The organism is Streptomyces sp. NPDC058964 (assembly GCF_042741275.1).
Taxonomy (GTDB): Bacteria; Actinomycetota; Actinomycetes; order Streptomycetales; family Streptomycetaceae; genus Streptomyces.
In genome coordinates this window covers 1-1520 of sequence record NZ_JBHYKH010000951.1, presented here as the reverse complement: position 1 = coordinate 1520, position 1520 = coordinate 1, and the positions used below count along the sequence as shown (strand labels likewise).

Below are 1520 nucleotides of genomic sequence, written 5' to 3'. Positions count from 1 at the left end.
CTCAGACAGAAGTGGTCGACATTCGACTCGGTGCGCGGGCGGTTGAACAGATCGATGATCAGGGTCGGACTGACCCGTGCCGACGGGAACGGGGCCTTACCGGCCCGCCATTCGTCCACGCGGACCGGTTCCAGGCCCAGTGACCCGCAGTAGAACTCCAGGGAACGCTCGACATCGCGCACATTGAGCACCAAGTGATCGAAGTCTTTTACTCGCACTCGCATGGAACATGCCTTCCAGTGATGACGGCCCCGTACGGCTCGGCAGCCCGCAGCCGTGTTCGCGGGATGATCCGATGTCCATGAAACCCTGGCCGGGAGGGGAAGAACAGACGGTCCCCGGACCGGGCCCGGCCGGTCACTCCTCCTTGATGCCCAGCAGCTCCAGGAAGGCGGCGGCCGCCGGGGTGCGGCTCTCCCGGCCCCAGATCACGTACTCGGCGCGGGCCGGTGCGTCCGTGACCTCGATCGTGGCCATACCGGCCAGGCCCGCGACGTACGCGGGCGGGAGCAGGGCCACGCCCAGGCCCGCGCCGACCAGACGGGCCAGGTAGTCCGCGTTGGTCACCTCGAAGGCGACCTCGCGGGTCAGGCCGGCGGCGGTGAAGGCCAGATCGGACTGGGCCCGGCCGGCGGTCTTCGCCGGGAGGTCCACGAACACCTCCGAGGACAGTCGGCGGAGGTCGACCGAGGCCTCGCCGGCGAGTGGGTGGTCCGGGGCGACCACGGCGACCAGCCGCTCCTGGGCCAGTTTCCGGGCCATGACGCCCCGGGGGCGTGCCGTGACCGGGATACCGAGAAAGGCCACCTCGATCTCGCCCTCCCTGACCTGCTCGACGAGCTCGTCACTCGCTCCCACGCTGAGGCTGATCCGGGCCTTCGGATGGCGCTGCTGGAAGTCCTTGAGGACGGCGGGAACGTCCACGGCGGCGACAGTGGGGATCAGCCCCACCGCGAGGCGTCCGCGCACCTCCCCGACGGCCGCCGCGACCTCGGCGGCGGCCCGCTCCGCCGCGGCCAGGCACTGGCGGGCGGCGGGCAGGAAGGCCGCGCCCGCCGGGGTCAGCCGGACCCGGCGGCTGGTGCGTTCGAAGAGCCTCGCACCCAGTTCCTTCTCCAGGCGCGCGATCTGGTGGCTGAGCGCGGACTGGACCACCAGACAGCGCTGGGCAGCCCGCGTGAAGCTGCTCGTCTCGGCCACGGCGATCACGTACCGCATCTGCTGAAGCTCCACGGATCCATCGTGATACGAGATCCATCGCGTGACAAGCATGTGTTGGACTCATCGACATCCCCGGCCCGACACTGGTGGCGACCACACACGGCAGGAACGTCCTCGGGCCGACCGCGCCGGGCGGGCCCCTGGTCGGGGTCCCTCCGGCCTGCTCGCAAGCCGCTCCGCCGCTGCCATCTCCCCTACTCACTCCCGGACCTGGGCGCACCACGCCGAGGCATGCCCGCGCGCGCCCTCACGCCGTGTGACACCGAAAGGACGAGCGACCGCCATGAGCACCACGCCAC

General features: G+C 70.7%; 2 protein-coding genes. Both read right to left on the bottom strand.

The genetic code is table 11. From position 1 onward, the window contains the following. On the bottom strand, window positions 1–224 hold a 224-nt coding region (locus ACFW2E_RS46715), incomplete at its 3' end, for a VOC family protein (protein WP_384478222.1). Between the two features lie 133 nt (window positions 225–357). Beyond that, window positions 358–1272: a LysR family transcriptional regulator gene (locus ACFW2E_RS46710; protein ID WP_384478219.1), complete on the bottom strand. Its 915-nt coding sequence runs from the start codon at window positions 1270–1272 to the stop codon at window positions 358–360. Window positions 1273–1520: the final 248 nt, after the last annotated feature.

What these genes read in the sequence shown, in the direction of transcription:
- ACFW2E_RS46710 (WP_384478219.1), bottom strand. Translation starts at nt 1,272, where the DNA reads ATGCTTGTCACGCGATGGATCTCGTATCACGATGGATCCGTGGAGCTT.